This is a genomic window from Micromonospora sp. CPCC 205539, assembly GCF_036906815.1.
Lineage (GTDB): Bacteria > Actinomycetota > Actinomycetes > Mycobacteriales > Micromonosporaceae > Micromonospora.
Genome location: NZ_JBAKHW010000025.1, coordinates 24,058 through 49,414 on the forward strand (window position 1 = coordinate 24,058; position 25,357 = coordinate 49,414).

The 25,357-nt window shown below is 72.3% G+C and carries 21 protein-coding genes and 1 riboswitch; of the genes, 4 read left to right on the forward strand and 17 right to left on the reverse strand.

Going from position 1 to position 25,357, the window contains the following annotated elements; translation table 11 throughout:
- Positions 1 to 24: 24 nt before the first annotated feature.
- A complete protein-coding gene (locus V6V47_RS21310; RefSeq protein WP_334630075.1) occupies positions 25 to 3,396 on the forward strand; it encodes a hypothetical protein in 3,372 nt (1,123 codons plus the stop codon).
- Between the two features lie 79 nt (positions 3,397 to 3,475).
- On the opposite strand, the gene thiC is transcribed toward V6V47_RS21310, so the two are convergent.
- The 7 genes from thiC to thiE all read right to left on the reverse strand — a co-directional run bounded on the left by thiC (position 3,476) and on the right by thiE (position 9,388).
- Positions 3,476 to 5,068, reverse strand: coding sequence for a phosphomethylpyrimidine synthase ThiC (gene thiC / locus V6V47_RS21315; RefSeq protein ID WP_334630076.1), 1,593 nt, complete (start codon positions 5,066 to 5,068; stop codon positions 3,476 to 3,478).
- A gap of 17 nt (positions 5,069 to 5,085) precedes the next feature.
- Complete coding sequence (gene thiD, locus V6V47_RS21320; RefSeq protein WP_334630077.1) at positions 5,086 to 5,871, reverse strand: bifunctional hydroxymethylpyrimidine kinase/phosphomethylpyrimidine kinase; 786 nt, start codon at positions 5,869 to 5,871, stop codon at positions 5,086 to 5,088.
- On the reverse strand, positions 5,868 to 6,641 hold the full coding sequence (locus tag V6V47_RS21325) for a thiamine phosphate synthase (protein ID WP_334630078.1): 774 nt from the start codon (positions 6,639 to 6,641) through the stop codon (positions 5,868 to 5,870). The genes thiD and V6V47_RS21325 overlap by 4 nt, the downstream gene beginning before the upstream one ends.
- Positions 6,638 to 7,417 carry a thiazole synthase gene (locus V6V47_RS21330; protein WP_334630079.1) on the reverse strand — a complete coding sequence of 260 codons (780 nt, stop codon included), beginning with the start codon at positions 7,415 to 7,417 and terminating at the stop codon, positions 6,638 to 6,640. The genes V6V47_RS21325 and V6V47_RS21330 overlap by 4 nt, the downstream gene beginning before the upstream one ends.
- Positions 7,414 to 7,614: a sulfur carrier protein ThiS gene (gene thiS, locus V6V47_RS21335; protein WP_334630080.1), complete on the reverse strand. Its 201-nt coding sequence runs from the start codon at positions 7,612 to 7,614 to the stop codon at positions 7,414 to 7,416. Before thiS ends, V6V47_RS21330 begins: the two co-directional genes overlap by 4 nt.
- Positions 7,605 to 8,765, reverse strand: coding sequence for a glycine oxidase ThiO (thiO, locus tag V6V47_RS21340; RefSeq protein WP_442934281.1), 1,161 nt, complete (start codon positions 8,763 to 8,765; stop codon positions 7,605 to 7,607). The genes thiS and thiO overlap by 10 nt, the downstream gene beginning before the upstream one ends.
- The gene (gene thiE, locus V6V47_RS21345) at positions 8,762 to 9,388 is read right to left on the reverse strand and encodes a thiamine phosphate synthase (RefSeq protein WP_334630082.1); all 627 of its coding nucleotides are present in this window, start codon (positions 9,386 to 9,388) and stop codon (positions 8,762 to 8,764) included. The genes thiO and thiE overlap by 4 nt, the downstream gene beginning before the upstream one ends.
- A riboswitch (TPP riboswitch) is annotated at positions 9,383 to 9,492 on the reverse strand. Its footprint overlaps the gene before it by 6 nt.
- Before the next feature lie 291 nt (positions 9,493 to 9,783).
- On the opposite strand from thiE, the gene V6V47_RS21350 reads away from it, so the two are divergent.
- A complete protein-coding gene (locus tag V6V47_RS21350; RefSeq protein WP_334630083.1) occupies positions 9,784 to 15,624 on the forward strand; it encodes a ThuA domain-containing protein in 5,841 nt (1,946 codons plus the stop codon).
- 65 nt (positions 15,625 to 15,689) lie between these two features.
- On the forward strand, positions 15,690 to 16,217 hold the full coding sequence (locus V6V47_RS21355) for a hypothetical protein (RefSeq protein ID WP_442934279.1): 528 nt from the start codon (positions 15,690 to 15,692) through the stop codon (positions 16,215 to 16,217).
- Between the two features lie 99 nt (positions 16,218 to 16,316).
- On the opposite strand, the gene V6V47_RS21360 is transcribed toward V6V47_RS21355, so the two are convergent.
- Genes V6V47_RS21360 through V6V47_RS21370 form a run of 3 tightly spaced genes read right to left on the reverse strand, consistent with a single transcriptional unit; the run spans position 16,317 to position 19,642 of the window.
- A complete protein-coding gene (locus V6V47_RS21360; protein WP_334630085.1) occupies positions 16,317 to 17,279 on the reverse strand; it encodes an aldo/keto reductase in 963 nt (320 codons plus the stop codon).
- A 37-nt stretch (positions 17,280 to 17,316) separates the two neighbouring features.
- Positions 17,317 to 18,996 carry an ABC-F family ATP-binding cassette domain-containing protein gene (locus tag V6V47_RS21365; protein ID WP_334630086.1) on the reverse strand — a complete coding sequence of 560 codons (1,680 nt, stop codon included), beginning with the start codon at positions 18,994 to 18,996 and terminating at the stop codon, positions 17,317 to 17,319.
- 40 nt (positions 18,997 to 19,036) lie between these two features.
- Positions 19,037 to 19,642 carry a class I SAM-dependent methyltransferase gene (locus V6V47_RS21370; protein ID WP_334630087.1) on the reverse strand — a complete coding sequence of 202 codons (606 nt, stop codon included), beginning with the start codon at positions 19,640 to 19,642 and terminating at the stop codon, positions 19,037 to 19,039.
- A 101-nt stretch (positions 19,643 to 19,743) separates the two neighbouring features.
- Between V6V47_RS21370 and V6V47_RS21375 the strand changes: the two genes are divergently transcribed.
- Positions 19,744 to 20,802 (forward strand): hypothetical protein, encoded by a 1,059-nt coding sequence (locus tag V6V47_RS21375; protein WP_334630088.1) that lies wholly within the window; start codon positions 19,744 to 19,746, stop codon positions 20,800 to 20,802.
- 25 nt (positions 20,803 to 20,827) lie between these two features.
- Here the strand turns inward: V6V47_RS21375 and truA are convergent, their stop codons facing one another.
- From truA to rpmJ, 7 genes are all read right to left on the reverse strand, one after another.
- A complete protein-coding gene (gene truA, locus V6V47_RS21380) occupies positions 20,828 to 21,658 on the reverse strand; it encodes a tRNA pseudouridine(38-40) synthase TruA (RefSeq protein WP_334630089.1) in 831 nt (276 codons plus the stop codon).
- A 66-nt stretch (positions 21,659 to 21,724) separates the two neighbouring features.
- Entirely contained in the window at positions 21,725 to 22,282 is a 558-nt protein-coding gene (gene rplQ, locus V6V47_RS21385; protein WP_334630090.1) for a 50S ribosomal protein L17, read from the reverse strand.
- 34 nt (positions 22,283 to 22,316) lie between these two features.
- Positions 22,317 to 23,339, reverse strand: coding sequence for a DNA-directed RNA polymerase subunit alpha (locus V6V47_RS21390; protein ID WP_334630091.1), 1,023 nt, complete (start codon positions 23,337 to 23,339; stop codon positions 22,317 to 22,319).
- A 99-nt stretch (positions 23,340 to 23,438) separates the two neighbouring features.
- Positions 23,439 to 24,065, reverse strand: coding sequence for a 30S ribosomal protein S4 (gene rpsD / locus V6V47_RS21395; RefSeq protein WP_334630092.1), 627 nt, complete (start codon positions 24,063 to 24,065; stop codon positions 23,439 to 23,441).
- A 14-nt stretch (positions 24,066 to 24,079) separates the two neighbouring features.
- Entirely contained in the window at positions 24,080 to 24,487 is a 408-nt protein-coding gene (gene rpsK / locus V6V47_RS21400; protein ID WP_007073011.1) for a 30S ribosomal protein S11, read from the reverse strand.
- Between the two features lie 85 nt (positions 24,488 to 24,572).
- The gene (gene rpsM / locus V6V47_RS21405; protein WP_334630093.1) at positions 24,573 to 24,953 is read right to left on the reverse strand and encodes a 30S ribosomal protein S13; all 381 of its coding nucleotides are present in this window, start codon (positions 24,951 to 24,953) and stop codon (positions 24,573 to 24,575) included.
- Positions 24,954 to 25,220: 267 nt separating this feature from the next.
- Positions 25,221 to 25,334 (reverse strand): 50S ribosomal protein L36, encoded by a 114-nt coding sequence (gene rpmJ / locus V6V47_RS21410; protein WP_043965539.1) that lies wholly within the window; start codon positions 25,332 to 25,334, stop codon positions 25,221 to 25,223.
- Positions 25,335 to 25,357: the final 23 nt, after the last annotated feature.

The window sequence follows — 25,357 nt, forward strand, 5'->3', positions numbered from 1 at the left end:
GACCGGGTGCGTAACGTGCCGGACATGGCCTTTCGGACCTGGGGCAGACTGCTGCTCACGGCGCTTGGGGTGAGCGTGCTGGCCGGAGCCGGCCAGCTAGGCGTCGCGTACGGCTTCGGCATCGTCCGGCTCACCGGCGCCTTCACCGGCACGACCGTCAACCAGTGGCCCGCCCAGCTCGTCTGGGTGGGCTGGTTCGCCGCGAACGCCGCCGTGGCCGGCGCCGTCCTGACCGGACGCCTGGCCCGGCGGGACGCCCTGCCGGCCAGCACCGGCCGGCAACTGGCTGTCGGTGGCGCGGCCGCGCTCGGTGCCACTGCGGTCGCCCCGCTCTGCATGCAGCCGGCCCGGGCTGCCGAGCTGATCTCCGTCGACCCGGTCTGGGCGGTCGGCATCTGCGCCGTCCTGGGCGCGGTGATCGGGGCCGGCGCGGCGATCGCCGTCCTCCTCCGGCCCGAGTTGGGCTGGAACATGGCGGCCGTGGCCGGTGCCATCTGGCTGCTGGCGTTGATCTCCGTCCTGCCGTCGCTCGGCACGACCGGCCCGCTACCCACGGTGCGGCTCGGCGTGCTGGAGCCGAGCTGGCTGGACGCGGACGTGGCACAACGACTCGCGCTGCTCCTCCTGCCCATGGCCGCGCTGCTCGCCGGTGCCGCGACCGCCGGCCTGGCCCGCTGGCGCGGTCAGATCCCTCTGGTCAGCGCGGCCACCGGTGTGGCCGGCCCGGTGCTGGTGGCGTTCGCCTACCTGACCGCCGGCCCCGGCGACGCGGTGGACCGCTACCAGACCACGCCCTACTACGGCGCACTGATCGGCGTCCTCGCCGGCGCGCTCGGTGCGACCGCTGCCGCCCTGCTGCGCTGGCCTGCCGGCCGCACCACCGAGCCGGGGGCGATCGAGCCCACCACCATCCTGCCTCCGCTGCCCGCCGGTCCGGCCCTGCCGGGCACCGGCTCGGCAACGACGCCGGACCAGCGGGACGCCGCCGAAGCCACCGGCGCGGACCTGGTCGACGCCGGGCAGGGACCACGCCCCGCTGACGGGACCGACGCCTTCCGCATCGCCCCGGCGCACTGGGACTGGCCTGCGGGCACGGCGATCGGCCAGCGCAGCTCGGCCAGCGCCGACCCGGCCCGGCCGAAGGTCGACTGGTCCCACCACCACGCGGACGAAGCGGCACGGGACACCGACGGCACGACCACCGGCGGAACGGCCGCCGCCAGCACGACTAGCGGGCCGAACGCGGCTGACCGCCCCGGCCCGGCTACTGAGGCCGGCGCGGGTCCTGCTGTCGCCCCGGCGGGCACCGCGCCGGCGCCGGCCACCACCCAGCAGCCGATCAAGCCCGCTGAAGCCCCCTGGCCTCTCCGCGCGCTCCGAAAGGCCGGCACCGAGGTGCCCCGCCCAGCCAAGTCGGCCCGGGCAACCACCAGCGACATCACCACCCCGAGCGATTCCACCTCGCAGGCCGTCGACATCGTGGCCGGCCCGACCGCCGCCACAGCCGGTCCGACCGGCACAGACAGCCCGACCGCCGTCACGACCGGCACAGACGGCCCGACCGCCGTCACGGCCGGCTCGACCGCCGGTCCGACCAGCGAGCCGGGCAGGGACGGCCCGGGCCGCTCCGCGTCGCGGGTCACGGGCAACACGACCCACCCGACCGACCCCGACGCCACGAACACCAGCGCGACGGCGGCCAGCAGCCCGGCGAACACCAGCCGCGCGGCGAGCACAGACGGCGCTGTGAGCGACCACGGCGCGGCCAGCACCAACGGCACCGCCAACGACAGCGGCGCGCTGAGCGGCAACGGCACGCCGAGCACCAGCCGCGCCGCGAGCACCAACGGCGCGGTGCGCGACAACGGCGCGGTGAGCGACAACGGCGCGGTGAGCGACAACGGCGCGGTGAGCGACAACGGCGCGGTGAGCGACAACGGCGCGGCCAGCGGCACGGCCGCTGGGCCGGCGCCCAAGCCGCGTCGGGCCCGCAAGCCGAAGGTCACCCCGACCGCCGCCACGTCGGACCAGGCCGGCGACACGCCGCCGTCCCACACGGAAGCCGCCTCCACCGGCACCGCACCGAGTGGCACGCCCGACTCGATCACCGGTGTGCCACGCTCCTCCGCGCCGGGCGGTGCCCGGCGCGCCCCCACCGACTCGACCTCGAGCGTCGTCGACCCGGCAGCCACCGGGACCGACGCCATCGCTGCGGGCACGACCGCCGGCCGCGCCAGGAAGGCCGCCAAACCGGCCAAGCCCACCGACGGCACGGCGACCGAGCCCGGCATCGAAGCCCCGAGCACCAGGCTCGCTCGGAGTACCCGGACCACGCCGACGACCCCGGCCGCCGGCACCGGATCCACTCCGGGCCTCGGCGGCCCGACATCCGACCCGGGGGCGGCGCTCACCGCCGACGACGCCGCGTCGGCAGTCGCGGACGGGACCGACCGCACCAGCGACATCGGGTGGCGGCGGCCCAACCGTGGTCCTGGCCCGCTGTTCGGGGCGGCTCCGCGCGACGAACCAGAGGCGGACCGTTGGGCCCCGGCACCACCGGCCTGGCCGGTCACCCCCTCGTCGACGGCGTCGCAACAGGCCGACGGCCCCGAGTCGGCGGCATCGGACACCCCGGCCGGGCCGGAGGAGCCGACCGACTGGACGCCCCGTCCTCGGCACCGGGCACCACTGCCGGACCTGAGCCGGGCCGCCACCTGGGACGCCTTCGGCAACGCCCACCGCGCCGGCCCCGGTACGCAGGACAGCTCGAGCATCGCCCCCCGGACCGCTCCGAGCGACCCGGCCTCCACCGACGCCTCGGCAGCTCCCGCCGGATCGTCGAGCGCGATGGAACCCGCCTCACCAGCTCGGCCTCGCAGCGCTCCGGACCGGATGGCCGCTCGATGGCGACGACTGACCGGAGCGTCGGGCCAGAGCGCCGAGGCGGCGCAGCCCGACCTGAGTGAGCCGGTCGAGCCGGTGACCTCGACCGCGATTCCCGAGCAGGCCGGCACGTCTCGCGACGCTGCCAGCGGTGGCGCTGCCAGCATCGACACGGGCAGCGTCGACAACGCTGCCAGCGTCGACACGGGCCGCGTCGACAACGCTGCCAGCGGTGAGCGGGGCAGCCCCGCCACCGAACCAACCGCGCCGGCAGCGAAGGACGAGAAGGAGCCGCCCTCCCGGCGGGGTCCGCTCGGCTTGTTCCGCCGCAACCGGTCCCGGGCGGGCGAGGAGACCCCGGCCGCGCCGGACGAGCCGGAGACGCTTCCGGCGAAGGACGAGGAGTACGTCGACTGGGTCGCCGGGCTGAGCAAGCCGGTGTTGGACAACGAGCCGGAGCAGGAGAGCGGCCGCCGTTCGCTGCGCTCCACCGGTCGCCACCACCGCGAGTGAGCCTGCCCGGCGACTCGTCGGGTCGCCCTCGGTCGGCCTACCGGCTCGATCGACGCACGGCTAGCGCCGGAGCGACTGGTCAGGCCAGCGGCAGGTAGACCCGGCCGCCGCCGGTCACGAACTCCTCCGACTTGTCCTTCATGCCGCGGGCCGCGTACTCCTTGAGCTCCTGGGTGATCTTCATGGAGCAGAACTTGGGGCCGCACATCGAGCAGAAGTGCGCCGTCTTCGCCGGCTCGGCGGGCAGCGTGGCGTCGTGGTACGAGCGGGCCGTCTCCGGGTCCAGCGAAAGGTTGAACTGGTCCTCCCAGCGGAACTCGAACCGCGCCTTCGACAGCGCGTCGTCCCACGCCTGCGCGCCGGGGTGGCCCTTGGCCAGGTCCGCTGCGTGCGCCGCAATCTTGTACGCGATCACACCCGCCTTCACGTCGTCCCGGTCCGGCAGGCCGAGGTGCTCCTTCGGGGTGACGTAGCAGAGCATCGCGGTGCCGAACATGCCGATCATCGCGGCGCCGATCGCCGAGGTGATGTGGTCGTACGCGGGCGCGATGTCGGTGGTCAGCGGGCCGAGCGTGTAGAACGGCGCCTCGTGGCACCACTCCTGCTGAAGGTCCACGTTCTCCTTGATCTTGTGCATCGGGACATGCCCAGGCCCTTCGATCATCACCTGGACGTCGTACTCCCAGGCGACCTTGGTCAGCTCACCGAGGGTGCGCAGCTCGGCGAACTGCGCCTCGTCGTTGGCGTCGGCGATCGAGCCGGGCCGCAGACCGTCGCCGAGAGAGAAGGTCACGTCGTAGCGGGCCATCAGTGCGCACAGCTCGGCGAAGTTCGTGTAGAGGAAGTTCTCCTCGTGGTGCGCCAGGCACCAGGCCGCCATGATCGAGCCACCGCGGGAGACGATCCCGGTCACCCGGTCCACCGCCAGCGGCACGTACGGCAGCAGCACCCCGGCGTGCACCGTCATGTAGTCCACGCCCTGCTCGGCCTGCTCGATCACGGTGTCCCGGAAAACCTCCCAGCTCAGCTTCACCGGGTCGCCGCCGACCTTCTCCAGCGCCTGGTAGATCGGCACCGTCCCGATCGGCACCGGCGAGTTCCGCACGATGGCCTCGCGGGTCTCGTGGATCCTCTTGCCGGTGGAGAGGTCCATCACGGTGTCCGCACCCCAACGGGTGGCCCAGGTCAGCTTCTCCACCTCCTCCGCGACGGACGAGCTGACCGCCGAGGTGCCGATGTTGGCGTTCACCTTGACCAGGAACGCCTTGCCGATGATCGCCGGCTCGCACTCCGGGTGGTTGATGTTGAGTGGCAGCACCGCCCGGCCGGCCGCGATCTCGGTCCGGACCAGCTCCGGATCGACGTTCTCCCGAACGGCCACGAACTCCATCTCCGGCGTCACGACGCCGGCCCGCGCGTAGGCGAGCTGGGTCGGCCGCCGCCCGCCCACCCCGACCAGCGGCGTGCCCGCACCCCGCGCCGGCGCGACGTCACCCCGCTCGGCGATCCACGGCCCGCGCAACGGCGGCAGCCCCACCTCCGGGTCCGAGCCGGGGCCGGACGTGTCGTACAGCCGCACCGGTGGATGGTCGCCGGTCAGCGCCACCTCGGCGAACGGCACCCGGACATCCGGCCGTGACCCCTCGACGTACACCTTGCCTCGTGCGTGCATGACAGCCTCCCTGATGATCAAGCGGACCAGCCGAAGTGGTCCAGCGGCCCTCGGCCCGCTCCCAGCTCCCAACCCCGCGCGCCGGTCAGCGCGCGGAGCACGTACTCCTTGGCCGCCCCGACCGCCGCCGGCACCGGATCACCCAGCGCGAGCCGCACGGCGATCGCCGCCGAGAACGAGCACCCGGTGCCGTGTGTGTGGCGGGTCGCGATCCGGGGGGCGCGCAACAGGGTGGTGACGCCGCCGCCGTGCAGCACGTCCACCGACTCGTCGCCGTCCAGGTCGCCGCCGGTCACCACCACGTGGTCCGGGCCGCCGGCCGCGAGCGCCTCGGCAGCCACGACCATCCCGGCGAGGTCGTCCACCGGGCGTCCGGTGATGGCTGCAGCCTCCGCGCAGTTCGGCGTCGCCACCTTGGCGTACGGGAGCAGCCGCTCGACCGCCCCGACCACGCCGAGTCGGTGACCGCTGGTGGCGACCAGTACCGGGTCGACGACGAGTTGCGGCAGCCGGCCGTCCCGGGCGACCTCGGCCACCGCGTCGGCGACGGCCGGGGTGCCGAGCATTCCCGTCTTCACAGCGCCGATGGTGAAGTCGACGAGCACACTGTCCAACTGCTCGACGACCGTGCGCGGGGGCAGCGGCAGGACGGCGTCCACGCCCCGGGTGTTCTGTGCGGTGACCGCGGTGAGGACGCTGGTGCCGTACGCGCCGAGCGCCGCGAAGACCTTGAGGTCGGCCTGGATGCCGGCACCGCCGCCGGAGTCTGAGCCGGCGATGGTGAGGATGGTGCGCGGTGTCACTGCCCCTCGTTTCTGGTTGCGGTTTCGGGCTGCGGCGGGCCGTTTCTGGTTGCGGTTTCGGGCTGCGGTCGGCCGTGCCCACTCCCGGCGGTCAGGCTTGATCCCTGCGTGGGCACGGTCGGCCGCAGCCCTGACCTGGGGACCTCCGTCGGTCGGTGCCGGCTTGACATCGACGGGGTTGACGCCTCCTGACAGGCCCTCGTCAGGGTGGTCGCTAATCCCGTGGGGTCTTGGGCTCGCATGAGCGCACCGAGCACCGCCACTCCGCTAGCTCCCGCCTTGATGCAGGTGGTGACCTGTTCGGGGGTTTCGATGCCGCCCAGCACCAGGACGGGTACCGGGCTTCTGCGAATCAGCTTGCCTACGCCGTCGGCGCCCAACTGCGGGCCGTAGCCGGGCTTCGACTTCGTCGGGTAGACCGGGGAGACGGTGGCGTAGTGCTCGGTGGTCAGGCGGTTCAGTTCGGCCTGGTTGTGGCAGGAGCGGCCCACCAGTGCGTGGGTCGGTGGTGGGTAGGGGCCGGCCGCCGGTAAATGGACGGCGTCGCCGTCGAGCGGGTCGGGGCCGGCCACGATCAGGGTTCCGCCGGCTGCGGTGAGGATCACGCGCAGGTCGGCGGCGATGGCGACGCGTTCGGCGCGGGGCAGGTCCTTCTCCCGCAGCACCACCCAGCGCACTCCCCCGGCCACGGCCCCCGCCACGACCCGGTCGAGCCCGCCCCGCGCGACGAGTCGATCGGTCAACACGACGACACCCGACGGCGGGGTCACAGGTCGGGTCTTCCCTCGTCCGGAGTGGAGGGGAGGGCGTGGAAGCGGCGGGCGATCCGGCCGGCGCCGGCGGCCAGACGGCCGGCCTCGACCGCGTACCGCATCGCCGTGGCCATCGCCACCGGGTCGGCGGCCCGGGTGACCGCGCTGGCCAGCAGCACCGCATCGCAGCCCAACTCCATGGCCAGGGCGGCGTCGGACGCGGTGCCGATGCCCGCGTCCAGGATCACCGGTACGTCCACGCCCTGCCGGATCAGCCGGATGTGGTGCGGGTTGCCGATGCCGAGCCCCGAGCCGATCGGCGCGCCGGCCGGCATCACCGCGGCGCAGCCCACGTCGGCCAGCCGGCGGGCGAGCACCGGATCGTCACTGGTGTACGGCAGGACGGTGAAGCCGTCGGCGACCAGCTCTTCGGCGGCGCGGAGCAGCTCCACCCCGTCGGGCAGCAGCGTCCGCTCGTCGCCGATCACCTCCAGTTTGATCCAGTCGGTGTCGAACGCGTCCCTGGCCAGCCGGGCCACCTTCACGGCGTCGGACGCGGTGTGACAGCCGGCGGTGTTCGGCAGCAGCCGTACCCCGCACCGGTCGAGCAGGTCCAGCAGCCCACCGGCGGAGCCCGGAGCGGTGTCCACCCGGCGCAGCGCCAGGGTGACCAGCTCGGTGCCGGAGGCCCGGATCGCCTGCTCCAGCACGTGCAGGTTCGCGGCCCCACCGGTGCCCAGGATCAGCCGCGAGGTGAACGTCGCCCCGCCCAGCTCGAACGACACGCCGCTCACCCGCCCTGCGCCGCGGTGAGCACCTCGACCCGGTCCCCGTCGCACAGCACCGTGACCGGCCAACCGGTCCGGGGCACCACCTCGCCGTTGACCGCGACCGCCACCCCACGCTGCTGCGGGGTGATGTCGCGGACCAGGTCGGCCACCGACGCGCCACCCGGGACACTGCGCCCGGCTCCGTTCACGATCAACTCCACCGCTCCCCCTCCATCGTGTGATCAGGTCCGCCACCATCCACCAGGTCCGCCAGGAAACGGTCGGGCCGGAAGGGCGCGAGCAGCGGATCGGGCACGCCGGTGGTCACCAGGTCGGCGATCAGATCGGCGGTGACCGGGGTGAGCACGATGCCGTGCCGGTGGTGCCCGGTGGCCGCCAGCACGTCCGGCCGACCGGGCAGCGGCCCGAGGATGGGCGCGTTGTCCGGGGTGCCCGGACGCAGTCCGGCGACCGCCTCGACCAGGTCGTACTCGGCCAGCTCGGGGAGCAGATCGACACCGGCCCGGAGCAGGCGCAGCACCGCGCCGGCGGTCACCGAGGTGTCCGTCCGCTCCTCGACCGTGGCGCCCAGCACCACCTCACCGTCGACGCGCGGCACCAGGTAGATCGGCTCGCCGTCGGCGTACCCCCGGATCACGTGCCGGAAGCCCGGCGCGACGCCGCCGGGCGCGCGCAGCCGGAGGATCTGGCCCTTGACCGGCCGCACCGGCAGGCCGGTGAGGGCGGCGGCGCCACAGCCGGCGGCGACCACGATGACCTGGGCATCCACGTCGGCGAGGTGGTGCACCGCCTGCGCTACGAGCACCGCGCCGGCCCGCTGCGCGGCCGTGCGCAGCGCCGGCACCAGCAGCCGTGGATCGACCTGGTGATCGGTGGGCGCGAGCGCGCCGCCGCGCACCCGTGGTGCGAGCGCCGGCTCGCGGTCGCGCAGCTCGGTGGGGCGCAGCGGGGTCACCGGCAGACCCAACCCCTGCTGGTACGCCCAGAGCCGGCGCGCCTCGGCCAGGTCGTCCCCGGTCAGCCCGACCATCAGCGTGCCCTCGGTGCGGTAGCCGACCTCGACGCCGGTCGCCTCGGTCAGCTCGGCGGCGAACGCCGGCCAGCGGGCGGCGGACGCCAGCAGCAGCGACGTCAGCTCGTGCTCACCGAAGTACGCCTCCGCGACCGGGGAGAGCATGCCGGCGGCGACCGCCGACGCCCCCGAGCCGGGTGCCGGGTCGTGGACGACCACCCGCAGCCCTCGGGCGGCACAGCGCCAGGCAATGGCCAGCCCGATCGGGCCCGCCCCCACCACCGCGACGTCGGGCCGGGCCCGGTCGCTGGATCGCGTCGACGGGGACCGGCCGCTCAGCACGTCAGTGCCTCGAGCAGCTCGGCGGTGGCCCGGGCGGGGTCGGCGGCAGCGGAGACGGCACCGACCACCGCCACCCCGTACGCCCCGGCGGCCCGCAGCGCCGGCACCCGAGCGGCGGTCACCCCGCCGATCGCGATCACCGGGACGTCGACCGCTTCGGCCACCGCGCGTACCCCCGCCGGGCCGATCGGGTCCGGCAGCCCGGATTTGGTGCTGGTGGCGTGGCAGGGCCCGACGCCCAGGTAGTCGGCGCCGGCGGCGACCGCCTCGACCGCTGTGCCCGGCGCCCGGGCGGTGGCGCCCAGCACGCCCGTGGGGCCGAGCACCCGGCGGGCGGCGGCGACCGGCAGGTCGTCGGCCCCGATGTGCCCGCCGGCGGCGCCCACCGCCAGTGCCACGTGCAGCCGGTCGTTGACCAGGCAACTCGCCCCGTACGCCGTGCAGAGAGCCAGCACCTGGCGGGCCAGCTCGTACGCCTCACGGTCGGTCGCGGAGTCCTCGACGCGGACCTGCACCACCAGGTCGGCGCGGGCCGCCGCGAGGGCGGCCCGGACCACGGTGAGCGGATCGCGCCCGGGTCGGGTGTCGGTGATCAGATGCAATCGCCCAAGGGACGGCACGGCAACGCTCCTCCCTGCGCCGGCATTACCCGGATCAGGTTCGACGGTCGGGGGCTGTCAGCCCCCCTCTCAGCCCGGTACACCGGGCTCCCGTGGGTTACTTGCGTGTCACCGTACGACAGAAGAGCCGGACTGCCAAGGCGGGGGGCGGTGGCGGAGGTGGCTCGCCGCGCGCAGGGCGCTTCATGCGGTCCTGTTCCGAATGTCGCCCGCCGTTGCAGAACCGTTATCCGCCAGCATCTTGCCGGACATTGATCCAGTCGAATTAATTTGTTCAGCGATTCGACAAAATGCTGGCGTGGACGCCCTGGCACGGTGGCCCCACCGGCTCCATCTGGGACGGTCTTCGGCGAGCCGGCCCCCGCGATCCTGTCCACCGCGACATAGGAGGCGGCGTGTCCCCATCCCGTCGTGCCCGCGTACCCATCACCGCGACCCTGATCTCCCTGGCCCTGGCCTCGACGACCCTCGTCGGGCCGCCCGCGCAGGCGGCAACCGCAGAGCCCGCACCGGCCGCACAGGCCGCCCCGGCGGCGCAGATCGCCCCGGCGCCGCCCCGGGCTGCTCAGGCCGCCGACGACCCCTTCTCCGTCCTGGTCTTCTCGAAGACCGCCGGTTTCCGGCACGACTCCATCCCCGCCGGCCTCGCCGCCATCCAACAGCTCGGCACCGCCAACGGATTCACCGTGGACAGTTCCGAGGACGGGGCGGTATTCACCGACGCCAACCTCGCGAACTACCGGGCCGTGATCTGGCTCTCCACCACCGGGGACGTCCTGGACCCCGATCAGCAGGCCGCGTTCGAGCGCTACGTCCGTGCCGGCGGCGGTTACGTCGGCATCCACGCCGCCTCGGACACCGAGTACAGCTGGGCGTGGTACGGCGACCTGGTCGGCGCGTACTTCGCCAGCCACCCGGCGAACCAGCAGGCCACGGTCAAGGTGGAGGACCACGCCCACCCGTCCACCGCCGAGTTGCCGGACCGGTGGTCCCGGTTCGACGAGTGGTACAACTTCCAGACCAACCCCCGGCCGGACGTGCACGTGCTGGCCAGCCTGGACGAGACCAGCTACGCACCGGGCGCCGGCGCGATGGGCGCCGACCACCCGACCTCCTGGTGCCAGGACTTCGACGGCGGCCGTTCCTGGTACACCGGCGGCGGGCACACCCCGGAGTCGTACGCCGACCCCGCGTTCCTCGGCCACCTGCTCGGCGGCATCCGCACCGCCGCCGGTGTGGCGGACGCCGACTGCGGCGCCTCGAAGACCGCCAGCTTCGAGAAGGTCACGCTGGACAGCAACACCAGCAACCCGATGGAGCTGGACATCGCCCCGGACGGCCGGGTCTTCTACGTCGAGCGCGACGGCCGGGTGCAGATCGTCAAGCCGGACACCGGCAGCACCGTCACGGCCGCCGACCTGGACGTCTTCACCGGCAACGAGGACGGCCTGATCGGCATCCGACTCGACCCGGGCTTCGCCACCAACAAGTGGGTGTATCTCTACTACGCGCCGAACGACGGGGTCACCCGCAATCTGCTGTCCCGGTTCACGGTGACCGGCGACACCATCGACCTGGCCAGCGAGAAGCAGGTGCTGCGGGTCGACACCCAGCGCAACACCTGCTGCCACGCTGGCGGCAGCATGACCTTCGACGGGAACGGCAACCTCTACCTGGCCACCGGGGACAACACCAACCCGTTCGAGTCGGACGCGTTCACCCCGATCGACGAGCGCCCCGGCCGGCAGGACTTCGACGCGCAGCGCACCTCCGGCAACACCAACGACCTACGCGGCAAGGTGATCCGGATCCACCCGGAGGACGACGGGACGTACACGGTCCCGGAGGGCAACCTCTTCCCGCCGGGGACCGAGAAGACCCGGCCGGAGATCTACGCGATGGGTTTCCGGAACCCGTTCCGGATCGGCATCGACCCCGGCACCAACACCCTGTACGTGGGCGACTACGGGCCGGACGCCGCTGCCAACAACCCCAACCGTGGCCCCGAGGGCACGGTCGAGTGGAACATCGTCGGCACCCCCGGCAACTACGGCTGGCCGTACTGCACCGGGGCGAACTACGCCTACAACGACTACCCGTTCCCGTCCGGCCCGAGCGGGCCGAAATTCGACTGCGCGGCGGTGGTGAACAACTCGCCCAACAACACCGGGCTCACCAACCTGCCGCCGGTCATCCCCGCCACCGTCGACTACGACTACAGCGGCAACCCGCTCTTCCCCGAGATCGGCGGGGGCGGCGCCCCGATGGCCGGCCCGGTCTACCGGTACGACGCCGACCTCGCGTCCGACCGGAAGTGGCCGGCGTACTTCGACGGCAAGGCGCTCTTCGGCGAGTGGAACCAGTCGAAGATGTACACCATGCAGGTCACCGGTGACGGCAGGTCGCTGGTCGACATCAACCAACTGCTCACCGGCATGAGTCTGATCCGGCCCATGGACTTCGAGTTCGGCCCGGACGGCGCGCTCTACCTGATCGAGTGGGGCACCGGTTTCGGCGGCAACAACGACGACTCCGGGGTCTACCGGATCGACTACATCGCCGGTGACCGAGCACCGATCGCCGTGGCCGCCGCCAACCCGACCTCCGGGCCGGCACCACTGACAGTGGCCTTCTCCAGTGCCGGCTCCCGGGACCCGGACGGTGGCGCGCTCACGTACGCGTGGGCCTTCGGCGACGGGCAGACCTCCACCGACGCGAACCCGACGCACACCTACGCCACGGCGGGCAGCTACACCGCCCAGCTCACCGTGACGAACCCGAAGGGCCGGACCGCGGTGGCCAACGTGCCGATCACCGTGGGCAACACCGCGCCGACGGTGACCATCGAGTTCCCGCCGAACGGCGGCTTCTTCGACTGGGGTGACCAGGTCCGCTACACGATCTCGGTGACCGACCCGGAGGACGGGCAGATCGACTGCGGCCGGGTCCAGCTCCAGGTGCTGCTCGGCCACGACGAGCACGCCCACCCGCTGGAGCAGCACACCGGCTGCACCGGCACCGTCCAGACGTCGCTCGCCTCCGGGCACGGCGCCGAGGCGAACGTCTTCGCCGTCTTCGAGGCCACCTACACCGACCAGGGCGGCACCGGCGGGGCCGGACCGCTCACCGGGCGGGCCATCGAGCAGTTGCAGCCCAAGCGGAAGCAGGCCGAGTACTTCACGGCCACCGGACGGGCGGCGGTGAACACCGGCGGCGGTGATCCTGGCGTACAGCGGGAGACCTCCACCGACACCGCGGGCGGCGGCCAGAACATCGGATTCATCGAGGACGGCGACTGGTGGTCGCTCGCCCCGGCGGACCTGACCAACATCACCTCCGTCCGCTTCCGGGCCGCCTCGGCCGGCACCGGTGGTCGGGTCGAGGTGCACGTCGGCGCGGTCGACGGACCGCTGGTCGCCTCGGCGACCGTCCCCGGCACCGGCGGCTGGCAGACGTACACGGACGTGACCGCGCCGGTGACCGGCGCCGGGAGCGGCACGCTGTACTTCGTGGCCCGCGACCCGAACGGCGGCGCGGGTTCGCTGTTCAACGTCAACTGGATGGACTTCATCGGCCGCGGCGTCACCGAGAACGCGCCGCCGGCGGTGACCGCCACCGCCACCCCGGCCACCGGCACCGCGCCGGTCACCGTCGCCTTCGACGGCACGGCCACCGACGCCGAGGGCGACACCCCGTTGACGTACGCCTGGGACTTCGGTGACGGGGGCACGGCGACCACGGTGGACGCCAGCCACACCTACACCAGTCCGGGCACGTTCACGGCCACCCTCACGGTGACCGACAGCAAGGGTGCCAAGTCGTACGCCACGGTGCCGGTGCGCATCGAGGCGCCGAACACGTCCTGCTTCGGGGCGCGCTCGGACGACTTCACCGGCACGAGCCTGGACCGGGCCCGGTGGACCACCGTGGTCCGGGAGAACCAGCTCCACTCGGTCTCCGGCGGCGCGCTGCGGCTGCCCACCTCGGTGGGTGACCTCTACGGTGCCCGCAACGACGCCACCAACCTGGTGCTCCAGCCGGCCCCCGCCGGCGCCTGGCAGGTGACCACCCGGCTCACCCTGCCGGTGACGGCCAACTACCAGCAGGCCGGTCTGCTGGTGTACGGCGACGACGACAACTACGCCAAGCTGGATCTGCTCTACGCGGACAGCCGTCGGGTGGAGTTCATCCGGGAGACGGCCGGCAGCCCTCGCAACGAGGCCGCCGACAGCGTCGCCGCACCCGCCGGCGACACCCTGCAACTCCGGATCAGCAGCGACGGGACGAACCTGACCGCCGCTGTCTCGGCCGACGGGCAGACCTTCACCCCGGTCGGTCGGTCCGCCGATCTCGCCGGCATCACCAACCCGCGGATCGGGCTCTTCGCGCTCAACGGCGGCACCGAGGCGCCCGTGGTCGACACGACCTTCGACTGGTTCCAGATCTCGCCGGACGCTCCGGCGGGGCCGGTCGATCCGTCGGACGAGTTCACCGGCGACACGTTGGACAAGTGCCGGTGGAACGCGATCCTGCGGGAGGACCCGAACGGTTACCGGGTCACCGGTGGCGCGCTGCGGGTCGACGTGCCGAACGGCGACATCTACGGCACCGACAACACCGGGCCGAAGAACTTCATCCTCCAGACCGCGCCGGCCGGCGACTGGACCCTGGAGACGAAGGTCGACGGCAGCCTGCTGAACGAGCAGTACCAGCAGGCCGGCCTGATCGTGCAGGCGGACGACGACAACTACCTGAAGTTCGACTACATCGCGGACAACCAGGTCGGCCAGCCGGTGACGCGGCGGATCGAGTTCCGCAGCGAGATCGGCGGGGCCGTCCAGAACCCGCAGCCGGAGGCGGGCAACCTGACCGCCTCGGTGTGGCACCTGCGGCTGGCCCGCAGCGGCGACACCTTCACGGCGTCGTACTCGGCCGACGGGACGACCTGGACGGCGTTGACCACGCTCACCAACAGCGCGGTCGGGGCCACCCCGAAGGTCGGGCTGTTCACCCTCGGCGCCAACCAGACCGCCTCGAAGACGGCCGGGTTCGACTATTTCCGGCTGACCGCACAGGCGGCCGACCAGACCGCGCCGGTGACCACCTCGGTGGTCTCCGACACCCCGACCGACGGCTGGTACACCGGCCCGGTGACGGTCACCCTGACCGGGGCCGACGAGGCCGGCGGCAGCGGGCTGGCCGGTACGGCGTACCAGCTGGACGGGGCCACCACCTGGACGGATTACACCGCTCCGGTGGCGATCAGTGGGGACGGCGAGCACGAGCTGCGGTTCCGCTCGACGGACCAGGCGGGCAACGTGGAGTCGACGAAGACCATCCCGGTCAAGATCGATGCCACCGCGCCGGTCACCTCGGCGACGTTTGCGCCCGCGAACGACGCCGGCTGGCACGACGGGACGATCCCGGTCGTGCTGACCTCGACCGACGCCGGGGCCGGGGTCAGGACTGTGGAGTGGTCGCTCGACGGTGGCGCGTGGACGCCGTACACGGCACCGGTCGAGGTGACCGGTGACGGGCAGCACGAGCTGCTGTTCCGGGCCACCGACAAGGCGGGCAACGCCGAGACGCTCAAGTCGGCGGTGCTGCGGATCGACGGCACCAAGCCGACGCTGCTGGTGTCCGGGATCGCGGACGGCCAGCTCTACGGGGACAGCCAGGACGTCCGGGTGTCCTGGCAGGCGGTCGACCCGACCTCCGGCATCGCCAGCGTGGTCGGCGATCTGGACGGCCGTCCGTACGCCAGCGGCACCCTGCAGGCCATGTACGAGCTGCCACTCGGCCTGCACGAGCTGACCGTCACCGCCACCGACAAGGCGGGCAACACCACCACCTCGGCGGTCCGGTTCTTCGTCACCACCTCGTTCCGGGACCTGCAGAACCTGCTGGACCGGTTCAAGGCGACGGGGCGGCTCTCGGCCAAGGCGCACAAGCAGTTGACGGTGAAGCTCGACGCGGCCCGTCAGGCCGAGGCGGCCGGCAACGACAACAAGGCGATCAAGCAGTTGACCGCTTTCCGCACGCTCGCCGCCGACACCACCCTGGTGGCTGAGGCGGAGATCCGGGACGTCCTCGTCCGGGACGCCGACGCCATGGTCGTCCGGCTCGGCGGTACGGCCAGCAAGGCCGGCGTACGGGCGAACGACGGCGAATCGGTCAAGGGCACCGGACGGCTCGGTGGCGACGCCACCCGGCTCGCACCCGGTCGCCAGCTCTGATCCGACGAGGCCCCTCCCCGACGCTGCGGCGTCGGGGGGGGGCCTCCCTCATCCGTAGTGAGGAGATGTCCGTGGCGCGAGTCCGCAAGGTGTTGGCCGCCGTCCTCGCCGGGCTGGCCCTGACCCTGGTGTCCGCGGCGCCGGCCGGCGCGCAGGCCGACAGACTCAAACTGGCGGTGGCCGGCGACGGGGCTGAGGGGGTCACCATCCAGGCCACCTACGCCGACGGACGCCGGCTGGACAGGGAGGTGCGGTTGGTCCTCACCGCCACCGGCCCGGACGGGCAGAAGGTAGGACCGGTGCAACTCGCACCGGCACCGGAGGGACAGGGCTTCTACACCAGCGGTTCGCTGCTCTCCGCCGGCAGCTGGCGGGTGAAGGTCAACGCCCCCGCTCCGCACCAGGGCGAGGCCACCGCCACGGTGCAGGCGAAGGCGCAGGCGCAGGCCCCCCGGCGATCGCCCTCGCCCTCGCCCTCGCCGACGGCCGACCGCGACGGTTGGTGGTGGCCGGTCGCGGCGGCGGGCCTCGCGCTCCTTGCCGCGGCGATGGGCGCGGGCATGCTGCTGGGCCGCCGCCGCAGCAGCGACTGATCAACTCGTTATCCCTGAAGTCGGGGTGTCCTGTCGTCCAGACACCCCGACTTCAGGGAACGCGAGTGGATCACCTGCCGGCGGGCGCCCGCCCGACGATCAGAGAACGTCGCGCAGCGCGGCCAGGTCCTCGTCGGTGGGCTCCCAGGTGCCGGCGGCGGCGTTCGCGTGCACCTGCTCGGGCGTGGTGGCGCCGGCGATCACCGAGGTCACCGCGGGCTGGGCGGCCAGCCCGCCGATCGCGACCTGGAGCATGGTGAGCCCCCGCTGCGCCGCGTACGCCTCGATCGCCTCGATGGTGTCCCAGTCGGCTGCGGCGAGCCGCTCCGCGTACCGGCCACCGCCGGAGAGCCGGCTGCCGGCCGGCGGCTGCCCCTCGCGCTTGTACTTGCCGGTGAGCAGGCCGTTGGCGAGCGGGAAGAACGGCAGCATGCCGAGGCCGAACCGCTCACACGCCGGGATCACCTCGGCCTCCACCGAGCGCTCCACCAGGCTGTAGTGGTTCTGCGCGCTGATGAAGCGGGCCCGACCGTTGGACGAGGCGACCCAGTCCGCGTCGGCGATCTGCCAGCCGGCGAAGTTGGAGTTGCCCAGGTAGCGGACCTTGCCGTCGCGGACCAGGTCGTCGAGGGCGGCCAGGGTCTCGTCGATCGGGGTGCCCGGGTCGGGCTCGTGCATCTGGTACAGGTCGATGTGGTCGGTGCCCAGCCGCCGCAGCGACGCCTCCACCGCCCGCGCGATGTACCGCCGGGCGCCTCGGGCGCCGTGGTCCGGCCCGTTGAGGCCGTTCATGTCCATGCCGAACTTGGTGGCCACCACCACGTCGTCCCGGCGGCCCTTCAGCGCCTGCCCGAGCAGTTCCTCGGAGGCGCCCTGCGGCTCTCCGTAGATGTCGGCGGTGTCGAACAGGTTGATCCCGGCGTCCAGGGCGGCGTCGACCACCGCGCGGGTGCCGTCGAGGTCGAGCTTGCGGCCAAAGTTGTTGCAGCCGATGCCGACCACGGACACCACGAGCCCGGAGTCGCCCAGCCGGCGATAGGTCATTTCAGTCACGAGATCCACTCTATGCCGGCTCGGCGGCCGGTCGCCGAGGGACGGATCACCCGACGTCCCAGACCGGCTCCGGCGTCTCCACCACCTCGCTGTCGCCCCGGAACAGCACGAACCGGTCGAACGAGCGGGTGAACCAGCGGTCGTGGGTGACGGCGATGACCGTCCCCTCGAACGCGGTCAGGCCCGCCTCCAGCGCCTCGGCGCTGGCCAGGTCGAGGTTGTCGGTGGGCTCGTCGAGCAGCAGCAGTGTCGCCCCGGAGAGCTCCAGCAGCAGCACCAGGAATCGGGCCTGCTGCCCACCGGAGAGGGTGCCGAAGCGCTGGTCACCCTGCCCGGCCAGCTCGTAGCGGCTGAGCACCCCCATCGCCGCATTCCGGTCCATCCCGGTCCGGTGCTCGTCACCCCGCCAGAGGATCTCGACCAGGGTCTTGGGCGTCAGCTCCGGTCGGTCGTGGGTCTGCGAGAAGTGCCCGGGGCGGACCCGGGCACCGAGCCGGACCGTGCCGTCGTGCGCCACCGGTGCGAGCGCGGCAGCGCCGTCGACCGGCCCGTTGGCCGGGTCGGGGTCGGTGCCGCCACGGGCCAGCAGCCGCAGGAAGTGCGACTTGCCGGTGCCGTTGGCGCCGAGCACCGCCACCCGGTCGCCGTACCAGATCTCCAGGTCGAAGGGGTAGGTCAGGCCGTCGAGCTCCAGCTTGTCGCAGATCACCGCGCGCTTGCCGGTCCGTCCGCCGGTCAGCCGCATCCGGATGTCCTGATCCTTCGGCGGTACGGGCGGTGGCCCGGCCTCCTCGAACTTGCGCAGCCGGGTCTGCGCGGCCTGGTAGCGCGAGGCCAGCCCATCGTTGTACGCCGCCTTCTGCTTGTACATCAGCACCAGCTCGCGCAGCTTCTGGTGCTCCTCGTCCCACCGGCGGCGCAGCTCGTCGAGGCGGGCATGTCGGGCCACCCGCGCCTCGTACCAGCTGGCGAAGCCGCCCGGGTGCACCCAGGCGCTGCCGCCCTCCACGGCGACCACCCGGTCGGCGGACTGGGCCAGCAGCTCCCGGTCGTGCGAGACGTAGAGCACCGACTTGGTCGACTCCCGCAGCCGCGCCTCCAGCCAGCGCTTGCCGGGCACGTCGAGGAAGTTGTCCGGTTCGTCGAGCAGCAGCACCTCGTCCGGGCCGCGGAGCAGCAGCTCCAGCGCGAAGCGCTTCTGCTGCCCGCCGGAGAGGGTGCGGACCGGCCGTTCACGAGCGCTGTCCCAGGGCAGGCCGAGCACGATGGTGGTGACGGTGTCGAAGAGCACCTCGACGTCGTACCCGCCGGCCTCGCCCCAGGCGGCGAGCGCGTCGGCGTACGCCAACTGCGCCTTGCCGGCGGCGGTGCTGTACTTACCGCGGACCTCGGCCACCCGCATGGCCGCCTCGGTCTCGGCGAGCCGGCGGCCGGCCTCGCGCACGGCCGGCGGGGCCAGCGACAGCGCCAGGTCGGCGAGCGTCGACTCGTCGCCGATCATGCCGATGAACTGGCGCATCACGCCCAGCCCGCCGGCCCGCGCGACCGCGCCGGTACGCACCGGCAGGTCACCGGCGACCATCCGCAGCAGGGTCGTCTTTCCCGCGCCGTTCGGCCCGACCAGGGCGACCTTGGCCCCCTCACCGACCCGGAACGACACGTCGGCGAAGAGTTCCCGACCGTCGGGCAGAATGTGCCCGACCGCTGCCACGTCCACGTATCCCACGCCGGGATCCTGCCCCAGTCAGCGCCGGGGGGACATCCAATTACCGGGTGACCCGCAGCACCCGGAAGCCTTTCTGGCTGGCGTGCCGCTCGACCTGCCAGCCCTGGTCGGTCAACCAACGGTGCAGCGAGTCGCCACCGAGGTGCCGGGCGATCACCAGCCAGGCGACGCCGTCCGGGGCGAGCCGGGGCAGCCAGCGCAGCAGCAGGTCGTGCAGCCCGTCCTTGCCGATGCGGATCGGCGGGTTGGACCAGAGCTGGGCGAAGCGGAGGTCCTCCGGAACGTCGTCCGGAGCGCTGACCCGGATGCGATCGCCAGCGCCGACCCGGGCGGCGTTGGCGGCGGTCAGTTCGCGGGCCCGGGCGTTGACGTCGACGGCCCAGACGGTGCTCGCCGGTGCCACGTCCGCGAGCACGCACGCGATCGGCCCGAACCCGCAGCCGAGGTCGAGCAGCTCACCAGTGGTGTCGGCGGTCGGCAGCTCGGCCTTGCGCAGCAGGACCGCCGTGCCCGGGTCGAGGCGGGTGGCGGAGAAGACCCCGCCGGCCGAGGCGAGCCGGTAGTCGCGGCCGGCGACGGAGAACTCGACCTCGCGCGCCGAGGCGTCGCTGGCGGGCTGAGCGGTGAAGTAGTGGTCGCCGGTCACGCCGCAATTCTCGCACCGGCCCGGGTACGCCACGACACCACCCACGCGCACATTTCCCATTATTACCCCCTAAAGGGACAATGGCTCCTACTCTAGGCGACATGGTGTATCGGTACGAGTCCGATGAGGACGCTTTCGTGGAGTACCCGGATCCCGGGCCCGACCCGTTGGTGCTCGGCGCCGGCCCGCCGCCGCCGGCCGGGCCCTCTCCGTCACGCTTCCCCGCGCCGACGTTGCGTCGGACGAACCAGATCGCCCTGCCGTCATCCGAGCCGCCGGCCCGTGCCGATACTCCGGTCGCCGCGCCGCGTAGCCAGATCTACACCTCGTCGCAGCCGATCGAGCCGCCCACCCAGCGCGGAGGCGGCCGGCTCTGGCAGGTGCTGATCGGCGGCGCGGCCGTCCTCGTCCTGCTCGCGCTCTGCGGGCTGGGCGCCGCGGCGGTCCTGATGGACCGGGACCCGCAGCCGCAGACCAACCCGACACACCAGCCGAACGCCGCCCCGTCCGCCGCCGAGCCGGAGCATCGGCAGGACCTCGACTCCCGGGACACCGATCAGGCTCCGCTCACCGCCAAGGAGCTCTTCCCCGGCAAGGAGCTGGTGGTCGCCGCCGGGCAGCAGAGCTACCAGGTGCTCAAGACGCACTCCAGCGGCAGTTGCGCCATCGCCGCCACCGGCGAGGTGGCCGACCTGCTGGTCCGCCTGGGCTGCAACCAGGTCGTCCGGGCCACGCTGCGGACTCCCGATGGCGACCACCTGGTCACCGCCGGGCTGTTCAACCTCACCGACAAGGTCAGCGCGGAACGGGCCCGGGACCGGATCCGGCCCCTGCTCGACGAGCGGCAGGGGCGTTTCCGGGGCTACGCCGCGGGTGACGGCACCAACGTGGTGACCACGGCGCCAGCCCGGGTCGGTTGGCAGGTGCGGGGTCACTACCTGGCGTACGCGCTGGTGGTCAGTGCGGACGGCGCCGCGGTCAAGTCGGGCGATGCCAAGATCCGGGAGATCCTGTTCGACATGATCGAGCTGCACCTCAGCCGGGGCGTGCTGCAACGGCGGGCCGAAGGGGGCACGGCCGGGCAACCCACGGCGGGCCCGACGGAACGCAGCGGCACCCAGAGCGGCAGCCCCGACAACGGAGAGTTGCCGAACGACTGACCCACCGCATCGCCGGACCGGCGGCTCAGCCCTCGACCGGGACCCGCAGGCGGCGGGTGAGGTCGGCACGGCGGGCGTACTCCGCCGGATCGGCCGGGTAGCCGACCGCGACCAGGGTCAGCCCGTGCGCGGGCGCCACGGTCACCTCGCTGGACCGGTCCCGACGGTCGAGCAGGCTGCCCGGCCACTCCACCGGGCGGCGGCCGTCCCCGGCCACCAGCATGGCCCCCACCAGGCTGCGCACCATCGCCTGGCAGAACGCGTCCGCCTGCACGGTGGCGACCAGGAGGCCGTCCGGGTCGCGGCGCCAGTCCAGCCGGGTCACCTCGCGCAGCGTCGTCGCGTGTTCCTTGCGCCGGCAGTACGCGGCGAAGTCGTGCTCGCCGACCAGGCCGGCCGCCGCCGCGTTCAGCGCGGCCAGCTCCAGCGGCCTCGTCCAGGCCAGCACCTCGTGCCGGCGCAGCGGCTCGGCACCGAAGCGGGCGTCGGTGACCCGGTACTCGTAGCGTCGGAAGGTCGCCGAGAACCGGGCGTCGAAGTCGACCGGGACCTCGGTCATCGCCCGTACCCGCACGTCGGTCGGGAGCAGCCGGGCCAGCCGGCGCAGCAGCCGCTCCTCATGCTGCCGCCACACCTCGGCGGGCAGGTCCAGATGACAGACCTGCCCGGTGGCGTGCACCCCAGCGTCGGTCCGCCCGGCCACGGTCAACCCGGTGGCCGTACCAGCGCCGAGGACCAGGTCCAGGGTCTCGGCGAGCACCCCGGCGACCGTACGACGGGTCGGCTGGGCGGCCCAGCCGGAGAAGCCGGTGCCGTCGTACGAGACGTCCAGCCGTAGCCGGATCCGCTCGTCCACTCGTACCTCCAGTTACGGGTCGGGCCCGACACCCCGATGGGGTGCCGGGCCCGACGTTGCCCTAGATCAGGCCTTGTTCTCGGTGGCCTCGTCGCTGTCCTCGCGGGCGGCGTCGGTGTCACCGGACGCCGACACCGGCGCCTCGGAGTCCTGGTCGGCCTGGGCCGACTGCGGGGTCTCCTCGGCCGGGGCGAGCGCCTCGACCTTGTCCTGCTGCGCGGCCTTGCGGGCGGCGGTCTTCTTGTTCACCTTGGGCTCGGCGACCTGAAGCTCCTCCACCAGCTCGATGATCGCCATCGGCGCGTTGTCACCCTTGCGCGGACCGGTCTTCACGATCCGGGTGTAGCCGCCGGGACGGTTCGAGTACCGCGGTGCGATCTGGTCGAACAGGGCGTAGACCACGTCCTTGTCCTTGACGACGCCCAGCACCCGCCGGCGAGCGGCAAGGTCACCGCGCTTGGCCTTGGTGATGAGCTGCTCGGCCAGCGGACGCAGCCGCCGGGCCTTCGTCTCGGTGGTCTGGATCTTGCCGTGCTGGAACAGCGCGGTGGCCAGGTTCGCCAGCATCAGCCGCTCGTGCGAGGGGCTGCCGCCGAGGCGGGGGCCCTTGGTGGGCGTGGGCATTTTTGGTGCTCCTCAGTTGTGGCGGCAGCGCGGACTAGAGCTGCTCGGTCTCGCGGTAGTCGTCGGTGTCGTAGTCGCCCTCGCCGAAGGTGTCCACGACGTGCGCCGGGTCGAAGTTCGGGGCCGAGTCCTTCAGCCCAAGACCCATCCCGGCGAGCTTCATCTTGACCTCGTCGATCGACTTCTGACCGAAGTTGCGGATGTCGAGGAGGTCGGCCTCGGTACGCCCGATGAGCTCACCAACGGTGTTGATGCCCTCGCGCTTGAGGCAGTTGTAGGAGCGGACGGTGAGGTCCAGCTCCTCGATCGGCAGAGCGAGGTCCGCCGCCAGCTGGGCGTCCTGCGGGGACGGCCCGATGTCGATACCCTCGGCGGTCTCGTCCAGCTCCCGGGCCAGCCCGAACAGCTCCACCAGAGTCGAGCCGGCGGAGGCCAGCGCGGTACGCGGGCCCATCGACGGCTTGGTCTCGACGTCGATGATCAGCCGGTCGAAGTCGGTGCGCTGCTCAACGCGGGTCGCCTCGACGCGGTAGGTCACCTTGAGCACCGGCGAGTAGATCGAGTCGACCGGGATCCGGCCGATCTCCGCGCCGGACTGCTTGTTCTGTGCGGCCGTCACGTAGCCCCGGCCCCGCTCGACGGTCAGCTCCATGTCGAGCCGGCCCTTGCCGTTGAGGGTGGCGAGCTTCAGATCCGGGTTGTGCACGGAGACGCCGGCCGGGGGCTGGATGTCGCCCGCGGTCACGTCGCCCGGGCCCTGCTTGCGCAGGTACATGCTGACCGGCTCGTCGTGCTCGGAGCTGACGCACAGCTCCTTGATGTTCATGACGAGCTCGACCACGTCCTCCTTGACACCGGGGATCGTGGTGAACTCGTGCAGCACGCCGTCGATCTTGATCGAGGTGACCGCCGCACCCGGGATCGACGACAGCAGCGTGCGCCGCAGCGAGTTGCCCAGGGTGTAGCCGAAGCCCGGCTCGAGCGGCTCGATGGCGAACCGCGACCGGGTCTCGTTGATCGACTCCTCGGAGAGGGAGGGTCGCTGGCTGATGAGCATGTTTTCTCTTCTCTTCCGGGACGCCCGCTATTTGACGCCCACGACACAAACTGTTCCGGTGGCCCGCCCCGAAGGGCGGACCACCGCAACGAGCTCTGACTACTTCGAGTAGAGCTCGACGATCAGCTGCTCCTGGACCTGCGTGTCAATGACCTGCCGGGCCGGGAGGGAGTGCACGAGCACCTTCATCTGGCTGGGGATTGCCTCCAGCCACGCCGGCACCGTCTTCGCGCCGGCCTGAGCCTGCGCCACGACGAACGGGGTGAGCTCCTTGCTCTTGCCCCGGACCTCGATGATGTCGTGCTCCTTGACGCGGTACGACGGGATGTCGACCTTCTTGCCGTTCACCGTGAAGTGACCGTGCTTGACCAGCTGGCGGGCCATGTCCCGCGAGTGGGCGTAGCCGGCCCGGTAGACGACGTTGTCGAGCCGCGACTCGAGGATCTGCAGGAGGACCTCACCGGTCTTGGCCTGCTTGGCCACGGCCTCCTCGTAGTAACCGCGGAACTGCTTCTCCAGCACGCCGTACACACGACGGGCCTTCTGCTTCTCACGGAGCTGGAGCAGGTACTCCGTCTCCTTCGTGCGGCCGCGGCCGTGCTGCCCGGGCGGGAACGGCCGGGACTCGAACGGGCACTTCGGTCCATCGCACTTGCTGCCCTTGAGGAACAGCTTCATCTTCTCCCGCCGGCAACGGCGGCAGTCAGCACCGGTGTAACGAGCCATCTCTCTCTAACCTCTCAGACCCGGCGACGCTTCGGCGGACGGCACCCGTTGTGCGGCTGCGGGGTGACGTCGGAGATCTGCCCGACCTCGAGGCCCACGGCCTGCAGCGAACGGATGGCGGTCTCCCGGCCGGAGCCGGGTCCCTTGACGAACACGTCGACCTTGCGCATGCCGTGCTCCATCGCGCGACGCGCGGCGGCCTCGGCGGCGAGCTGCGCGGCGAACGGCGTCGACTTGCGGGAGCCCTTGAAGCCAACCTGGCCGGCGGAGGCCCAGGAGATGACCGCACCAGTCGGGTCCGTGATGGACACGATGGTGTTGTTGAAGGTGCTCTTGATGTGCGCCTGCCCGTGGGCGACGTTCTTGCGTTCCTTGCGCCGGACCTTCTTTACAGCGGCTCCGGCACGAGCCTTCGGTGGCATAAGTCTGTGCGCTCCTAGTTGACGTTCCGGAACCGGCGGCCTGACCCACCTCGACGGCGGCCGGCCAAAAGTCCCGGTTCAAGAACTACTTCTTGCCGGCCTTCTTCTTGCCGGCGACGGTCCGCTTCGGGCCCTTGCGGGTCCGCGCGTTGGTGCGAGTCCGCTGCCCACGCACGGGCAGGCCCCGGCGGTGCCGGATACCGGCGTAGCAGCCGATCTCGACCTTGCGGCGGATGTCAGCGGCGACCTCGCGGCGCAGGTCGCCTTCAACCTTGTAGTTGCCCTCGATGTGGTCGCGGAGCTGCACGAGCTCCTCGTCCGTGAGGTCCCGAGCACGCTTGTCCGGCGAGATGCCGGTGGCGGCGAGTGTCTCCAGGGCGCGGGTACGACCGACCCCGAAGATGTAGGTGAGCGCGATCTCCATCCGCTTCTCGCGGGGGAGATCCACGCCGACTAGACGTGCCATGTGCGGGCGTACTCCTCGTGATGTGTGGCGGAGGTGTGGACCCGCCCCATCCCGCTACCGGCCGGTCCCGTCTTTCCGACGCTGTCAGCGCCGGCGACCGGGATCGGTCGCTGCCCAAGCGGGCCCCGGCCTCCGACCGGGGGTCAGCCACGCAGGGGTACGTCTCGCGTACCGCTCGCGGCTGGGACGAGCATGTGTGTTGTGTGTCGCTGGGGATCTGCCCCCGGGCCAACACCACCCGGCCGTGTCACGGCCGGACGGGCTGAGTCAGCCCTGGCGCTGCTTGTGGCGCGGGTCGCTGCAGATGACCATGACCCGGCCGTGCCGGCGGATAACCCGGCACTTGTTGCAGATCCTCTTGACGCTCGGCTTGACCTTCACGGTTGCCTTACTTCCCATCTGGC

Excerpts from the sequence above, each read along its gene's own strand:
- V6V47_RS21355 (WP_442934279.1), top strand. The coding sequence starts at position 15,690 with ATGTCCGTGGCGCGAGTCCGCAAGGTGTTGGCCGCCGTCCTCGCCGGG.
- V6V47_RS21375 (WP_334630088.1), top strand. The coding sequence starts at position 19,744 with ATGGTGTATCGGTACGAGTCCGATGAGGACGCTTTCGTGGAGTACCCG.
- rpsK (WP_007073011.1), bottom strand. The coding sequence starts at position 24,487 with ATGCCACCGAAGGCTCGTGCCGGAGCCGCTGTAAAGAAGGTCCGGCGC.
- rpsD (WP_334630092.1), bottom strand. The coding sequence starts at position 24,065 with ATGGCTCGTTACACCGGTGCTGACTGCCGCCGTTGCCGGCGGGAGAAG.
- V6V47_RS21310 (WP_334630075.1), top strand. The coding sequence starts at position 25 with ATGGCCTTTCGGACCTGGGGCAGACTGCTGCTCACGGCGCTTGGGGTG.
- rplQ (WP_334630090.1), bottom strand. The coding sequence starts at position 22,282 with ATGCCCACGCCCACCAAGGGCCCCCGCCTCGGCGGCAGCCCCTCGCAC.
- rpsM (WP_334630093.1), bottom strand. The coding sequence starts at position 24,953 with ATGGCACGTCTAGTCGGCGTGGATCTCCCCCGCGAGAAGCGGATGGAG.
- thiC (WP_334630076.1), bottom strand. The coding sequence starts at position 5,068 with ATGCACGCACGAGGCAAGGTGTACGTCGAGGGGTCACGGCCGGATGTC.
- V6V47_RS21390 (WP_334630091.1), bottom strand. The coding sequence starts at position 23,339 with ATGCTCATCAGCCAGCGACCCTCCCTCTCCGAGGAGTCGATCAACGAG.